The following is a 6950-nucleotide window of genomic DNA, read 5'->3' on the forward strand; positions in this document are numbered from 1 at the left end:
CGCCGCCCCATTCTAACGGCTCTAGCGGTCTTCTAGCGGTTTGGCTCCCAGCTCCTTTTCCAGCATCTCCATGACCACGTCCTTTAGCGAACGGTGATCGAGCGACCCGACCTCGTTCGCGGCCTCGAAATACTCGGAGGTGTCCTCTTCGTAGTTGTTGTCCTGCGGGGTTTGGGGAACCGGGTTGTAGTTGGTGTTGGCGTTGGAGTTGTAGTTGGACGGGTTGCGCGAACTGTAGCTCTCTGTGCCCTCTGCGCCCTCTGGTGGAGCGAACTCCTCCATCGGCTCTGGTGGCAGCGGGACGCCGCCGAAGCCCGAATCTTGATTGGCCTGGGCTTGGGCATTCGCCTGGGCGTTTGCTTGTGCCGCGCGCAGGAATGACTGCGGCTGATTTGGCTGCTGCGGTTGTTGCTGGGCCGGGTTCGGGTTCGGTTGAGCTGGCTGGCTTGGTTGGCTTGGCTGATGTGGCTGTGCCGGCTGGTCGTGGCCTGCCTGCTGTCCCATCGCAGCACGCTTGGCGGCTTCGATTTTGGCACGGCGCTCAACAACGGATGCGTATGCCGACGACCGCTGCGGGCCTGGCTGCGGCTGCTGTTCCTGCTGTTCCTGCTGTACCTGCTGCTCAGATGTCTCTGGTTGTGCTGGTGCTGCGGGTGTCGGTGCAGGGGCGGTGTCGTTCGGCGAGGACGAACCTCTTGACGACGAATCATCCTCCCCGGAACCACCATTAGTAGCTGTTGAACGCGGTGCGCGCGGGCGCGTACCGACGACACAGTGCACCTGGCCGTTGAAGCCCGTCACCTGCTTCACGGCAGTGGATAGTGCCTGAGCGTAATCAGGCGTATTGAGCCTGGTAGCGAGCGCTCCTGTGCTGTGTCCAATGACGAGCGTGTCGTTTTCGACATCGAGCGGTACCGCCTGCTCGGCCAGCACACGAATGGGGAACGCATGCTGTCCGTCGACAGCCGCAAGGATGTCCTGCCAGTGCTCGCGGATTTTCTCGATACCGGCGGGTGCAGGTTCGGGCTCCGGCTGTGGTGTTGGTTCCGGTTGCGGTTGCGGTGCTGGCTCTGGTGCTTGCTGAACCTGCGGTGCCGGCTGCGATTCCGGTTCCTGAGTAGTCTGCGTTGGCTGCTCAGGCTGGACTGGTTGCTCGGGCTGTGGGGCCTGAGTTGGCTGCTCAGAGTGGGTTGGCGAGGCAGAGACAACTGGCTCTTCCTCGACAATCGACATCGAGCCGCCTTCCCCCTCACGCTCGCGGGTCTGCTGCTCACGCTCCTGCGCAAGCTGCGCCCGAGTCTGCTGCTCGCTGATGCGGGCATGCTCCGCCATCTTCCGACGGAACTCACGAATCTTCTCCGCCTGTGCTTCTTCCTCAGACATCGGCTGCTCAGCCGGTTCAGGCTGCTGCGGTTGTTCGGCCTGCTGAGGCTGTTCAACTGATTCGGCCTGCGTAGGCTGTTCAGGTTGTTCAGGCTGTTCAGCGGTCGAGGTAGGTGCTTCTGGTGCAGGCTGCTGCTGAACAGGTTCAGGCTGGGACTGAGGCTGCGACGGTGTCTGCGCTGGCGCTGCCTGCCCAGCACGACTGCCCTGGGTCTGCGCACCCTTCTTACGCTGGGCATGCCGCTGGCGCCATGCCTCACGAGCCGACTGGCCAGACTGCATCGGCGAAGCATCGGTCTCAGCCGCACCCGACCCCGGCGCCGCGGCGGAAGACACCGGTGCCACTGCGGGGGTTGCGGCCCCCGAGCCGTCGGCAAGCGCGGGCCTGCCGTGTTCCAACGCCTCTACGCGCTGCAGCAGCGACTCCACCGAATCTTCGGTGGCGGGCAGGAGCATGCGCGCGCACAGGACCTCGAGCAGCAGACGCGGCGAAGTCACGCCGCGGAAGTGACGCAGGCCGTCAGAGAGCACCTGCGTGAAGCGCGTCAGGGTAGCCGGGGGAATTGTCCCGGCCTGCTCCAGGACACCGTCGATTTGGCTCTCCGGAATCTCTACAAGCCCCTGCTCCAGCGCGTTCGGCACTGCGGACAGCACCAGCAAATCACGCACCCGGCCAAGCAGATCCGAGGCAAACCGAGCCGGATCCTGGCCCGACATAATCACACGCCCGACCACGCTAAACATGGCCGCGCGATCGCCTGCCGCCAGCGCCTCAATCGCATCCGTGATGATTACGCTGTCAGTGACACCGAGAATGGCCGCAGAAGTCTCATAATCCACACCATCGGTGCCGGAACCAGCAATGAGCTGATCCATAACCGACAGCGAGTCACGCGGCGAACCGCCACCGGCCTGGATGACCAGCGGATACACGTCCGGCTCTACCCGCACACCCTCGGCCGTGACCACACGCTCAAGCAGCCCGCGCATATCCGGCGGGGTCAAAAGCCGGAACGGATAGTGGTGTGTACGCGAGCGAATCGTCGGCAGCACACGCTCCGGCTCCGTGGTCGCAAAAATGAAGATGAGATGCTCCGGCGGCTCCTCCACAATCTTCAACAGCGCATTGAAACCCGAGGCGGTAATCATATGCGCCTCGTCAATAATGAAGATGCGGTAGCGCGACTCCGCCGGCTGGAAGATAGCCTTTTCCCGCAGCTCACGCATATCTTCCACACCGTTGTGGGAAGCCGCGTCCAGCTCAATAACGTCCAAATTGCCCGGACCACCCGGCGCCAACGCACGACACGACGCACACTGGCCACACGGCGTCGCCGTCGGCCCCTCCGCACAGTTCAAACTGCGCGCCATAATGCGCGCCGACGAAGTCTTGCCACAGCCACGCGGCCCGGAGAACAAATACGCATGGTTAATGCGGTTGGGACGCCCCTGCGCATCACGAGATTCCAACGCCGCCGACAGCGGGTCAGTTACGTGCCGCTGCCCCACCACTTCGGCGAACGATGCCGGACGATACTTCCTATACAGAGCCACGTGCTCAGCCTACCTTCCACCCCGGACCGGCTAGTTCGAACCCTCCTGGGCAACAACCGAATCACGGCACCAATCCCGCAGGTCAGCGTCCACTTCGGCCAACTTCTGCATCAGCGCCTGCGGACCCTGCTGCTCATAAAACACCAGCTCCGCATCCGTAATTGGCACCAGCTGCGTCATCGTGGTCATGCGCCCCTGCGGCGACTCCACATCGCCCTCATGCAGGCTGATCTTGCCCGGCATCTCGGACACATTCGGCACCCCGTCTCTCCACACATACGGCACCGTGCACAGCACGTGCGCCACGGTAAAGGCAGTGCTTGACGACGACTCCCCTACCTCGGCCACCTGATCGGCAGCCAGCCGCACCGCATTCGGAATCACACGGCCCGGAATTGGCGACAGGAACTCCGGTTCTTCCTCCACCAGCGCTCCCGCGGCCGCGACCATGGTGGCCACGGGAAAATCAGCGTATGCGACGGAGAAGAGCTCCACGCGGATATCCGTCTTTGCTGCGCCGGTCAGGCCACAGTAGTTGCGGCCCAACTCCACGGTGGCGGCTGCCGTTTCCGGACGACGCTCGTTCGCTTGGCCGTCCGGCTCGTCGTAAAGCGAGAACTCAGCGACCCGAAGCGGAGCCGAATCGTGTTCCTGCCCGTGCCGACCACTGGCCGGCAGCTCCGTCACATACTCGCCGACCTGGGGTTCTCCGGGGAAAAGCCCGGAGATCCAAAACTTCGTCTCTTCGAAGTTCATATAGTCCTATCCCGACCTACCTGGCCTGCTTAACCTACGCAGTCGCCTTCTCAGCGGCGGCGAGCAGCACACAGGTAGCGACGCCGTCCATAGCAACCTCGAGCTCCTCCATCGGAGGCAACGACGGTGCCAGGCGGATGTTGCGGTCATTCGGATCCTGCTTCAGCGGGAAGGAAGAACCAGAACCGGTCAGCGCAATGCCGGCCTCCTTAGCCAGCTCCACCACGCGACGAGCGGTGCCATCAACTACGTCGAGGTTGATGAAGTAACCGCCGGTCGGCTTCGACCACTCTGCCACGCCGTACTCCGTCAAGCGCTCATCCAGAATCTGCAGAACCTTCTCAAACTTCGGAGCCAGCGAACCTGCGTGACGGCGCATCTGCTCGCGCACCCCCTCCGCGTCGCCGAAGAACTTGGCGTGAGCCAGCTGGTTGACCTTGTTCGGGCCAATGCCGCGGATACCGGCGTGCTTGAGGTAATCCTCCAAGTTGGCGTCCGAGGAAGCGAAGAAAGCAACGCCAGCACCAGCAAAGGTGATCTTCGAAGTCGAGCCGAAAGCCCACACGCGGTTCGGGTTACCGGCCTCTTCCGCCCACTTAATGACGTTGTGAATCTCCGGGAACTCATCCGTCAGCGTGTGAACCATGTAGGCGTTATCCCACATCAGACGGAAATCCGGAGCAGCGGTCTCCATTTCAACCAGACGGCGGCAGACCTCAGCGCTGTAGGTCACGCCCGTCGGGTTGGAGAACATCGGGACATTCCACATGCCCTTAATCTGCGGATCGGAGGCAACCAGCTTCTCCACGACATCCATATCCGGACCGTCTTCGTTCAGCGGCACCTGGATCATCTCAATACCAAAGTGCTGCGTAATGGAAAAGTGCCGGTCATACCCCGGAACCGGGCACAGCCACTTCAGCACCGGCTCCTCGTTCCACGGGCGCTCCGAGTCGACGTTGCCGAACTGCATGGCCCACGAAATCAGGTCAAACTGGATGTTCAGGCTGGAAGCATCCTGTGCCAGGACGTTTTCCACCGGCAGATCCAGCAGTTCCGCCCAGATAGCGCGGATATCAGTAATGCCTTTGGCGTTGCCGTAATTGCGGACATCCTCCCCAGAAGCCGAAATGTAATCCGGCGCCGGGAGACCCAGCAGGGCGTTTGCGAAATCGAGCTGCTCCGACGACGGCTTACCACGAGTCAAATTCAGTGCGAGGTTACGGGATTTCAGTTCCTCATATGCCTTCGCAAACTCATCCTTGTGTGCCGCCAACTGCTGAACATCGAAGGAATCCACGGCCATGGTGTACGCACCCTCCCAGGTATCGGACATAAGTTAAAACCTGACAAAACTGGCACGGAAAACTTTTTCCCCGCGCCGCATCCGGCTTTGCAACCAAGTGTAAGGCATACCCCGGATTGGGATTTCTACAACTTCCCCGACAGCGCATCCAGACGCTGCTTACTCGGCCCCTCCAAGCCGATAATTTCTACCTCTTTGCCCCGGTCAGCAAACTTGACCCGCACCGAATCCAATGCCGCCACCGTGGAGGCATCCCAAATCTCAGCCTCCGACATATCGATGACAATCCGCTGCGCAGGATCGGTGTAGTCGAACTGGTACACCAGGTCGTTACTGGAGGCGAAGAACAGCTGCCCCCGCACCTTGTACGTCCGGGAGTGGGCGCTGGGATCGTCGTCAAGCACGTCAATCCTGACCAGGTGAGCGACACGGCGCGCGAACATCAGCGACGCCACGACCACGCCCGAAATCACGCCGATGGCGAGGTTATCCGTCGCCAGCGTAGCGATGACCGTCACCAGCATCACCGCCGTCTCCGAACGCGGCATCAGGCGCAACGTCCGCGGGGAGATCGAGCGCCAATCGACCGTGTCCACCGACACCACGACCATCACCGCAACCAGCGCCGCCATCGGAATCACACCAACTGCAGAACTGAGCAGAAGGACCAGAATGAGCAGGAAGACACCGGAAAAGAGCGTCGTCAAGCGAGTGCGTCCCGACGATTCCTTCACACCCACCATCGTCTGACCGATCATCGCGCAGCCAGCGATGCCGCCGAAGAAACCGCCCGCGATGTTCGCCACGCCCAGCCCCCACGTCTCGCGGGTCTTGTCCGAATGCGTGTCGGTGATGTCGTCCACGAGCTTCGCCGTCATCAGCGATTCCATGATGCCGACAATCGCCACGCCCACCGAATACGGCGCAATCAGCTGCAGAGTCTCCCAGGTCAGGGGCACATTCGGGATCAGCAGCTGCGGGAGAGATTCCGGGAGCTCGCCCATATCGCTCACGTTCGGCACGCGCCAATCCGCCACCACCGCAACAAGCGTGACTACGAGCACAGTCACCAGCGGAGCCGGAATCGCGGTGAACACGCGGGGCAGGAACACCATAATCGCAATACCCAAAGCGACCAGCGGATACACCAACCACGGGACATCGATGAGATGCTCCAGCTGCGCAGTGAAAATGAGGATACCCAGCGCGTTGACAAAGCCAATCATGACCGCGCGCGGAATGAAACGCTGCAGCTTAGCGATACCCAGCGCCGCAAAAGCAATCTGCAACACACCCGCGAGCAGCACCGTTGGAATGAGGTAATCCATCCCGTACATCCGCGACAGCGGCGCGACGACGAGCGCAACCGAACCAGCGGCAGCAGTAATCATGGCCGGGCGACCACCTGTGAAGGCAATCACGATGGCCATAATCACCGAGCTAAACAGGCCCACCGCCGGGTCCACGCCCGCCAAGATGGAAAACGAAATGACCTCGGGGATTAGCGCGAACGACACCGCCGCGCCGGCCAGCAGCTCGGTGCGCAGGCGCTTCGGTGAAGAAACTGCGAACCGGAAGGAGTCCCACACGCCCATTGGGGCTGGGGTTTCTCGGGTTTCTGGTGGTTCTGGAGTTTCTAGCGGTTCACGTGTTGACTGTGGTGGCACTCGCGTGTCGTCTGCATCGCTCATGCACAGTATTCTTCCAGACCAGCGAACGCGACCACTTGTGGCCAAGGTATTCACCTATCGATGCGCTGCAGCGTGGCCATAAGTGAATAGCTCATCGATAGGTGAAATGGCCTGGCCAATATCGCGGGGGTAAGTGCCGAAAAAACATCGATAGATCATAAGAAACCGCCGACAAGTGCCCGAAACCTAGCCATAAGGGGTTAAGTAAAGAAAAGTGTGTCCGCATGCCACCATAACCCCAGACCACACACCACAAATCA

4 protein-coding genes are annotated in these 6950 nt (G+C 61.3%); all 4 read right to left on the reverse strand.

The window, feature by feature from the left end; translation table 11 throughout:
- Window positions 1-21 precede the first annotated feature (21 nt).
- Window positions 22-2937 (reverse strand): DNA polymerase III subunit gamma and tau, encoded by a 2916-nt coding sequence (locus tag CRD13_RS05685; RefSeq protein ID WP_187401392.1) that lies wholly within the window; start codon window positions 2935-2937, stop codon window positions 22-24.
- Between the two features lie 30 nt (window positions 2938-2967).
- Window positions 2968-3693 (reverse strand): suppressor of fused domain protein, encoded by a 726-nt coding sequence (locus CRD13_RS05690; protein ID WP_187401393.1) that lies wholly within the window; start codon window positions 3691-3693, stop codon window positions 2968-2970.
- A 34-nt stretch (window positions 3694-3727) separates the two neighbouring features.
- Complete coding sequence (locus tag CRD13_RS05695) at window positions 3728-4999, reverse strand: aminotransferase class I/II-fold pyridoxal phosphate-dependent enzyme (RefSeq protein WP_187401401.1); 1272 nt, start codon at window positions 4997-4999, stop codon at window positions 3728-3730.
- 125 nt (window positions 5000-5124) lie between these two features.
- Complete coding sequence (locus CRD13_RS05700) at window positions 5125-6594, reverse strand: SulP family inorganic anion transporter (RefSeq protein WP_187401402.1); 1470 nt, start codon at window positions 6592-6594, stop codon at window positions 5125-5127.
- Between the last annotated feature and the right edge of the window lie 356 nt (window positions 6595-6950).

The organism is Corynebacterium sp. LK26 (genome assembly GCF_014335085.1).
GTDB lineage: Bacteria > Actinomycetota > Actinomycetes > Mycobacteriales > Mycobacteriaceae > Corynebacterium > Corynebacterium jeikeium_D.

Bases quoted from the DNA above. Each gene is read 5' to 3' on its own strand.
- CRD13_RS05690 (WP_187401393.1), bottom strand. From the start codon at position 3,693: ATGAACTTCGAAGAGACGAAGTTTTGGATCTCCGGGCTTTTCCCCGGA.
- CRD13_RS05695 (WP_187401401.1), bottom strand. From the start codon at position 4,999: ATGGCCGTGGATTCCTTCGATGTTCAGCAGTTGGCGGCACACAAGGAT.
- CRD13_RS05700 (WP_187401402.1), bottom strand. From the start codon at position 6,594: ATGGGCGTGTGGGACTCCTTCCGGTTCGCAGTTTCTTCACCGAAGCGC.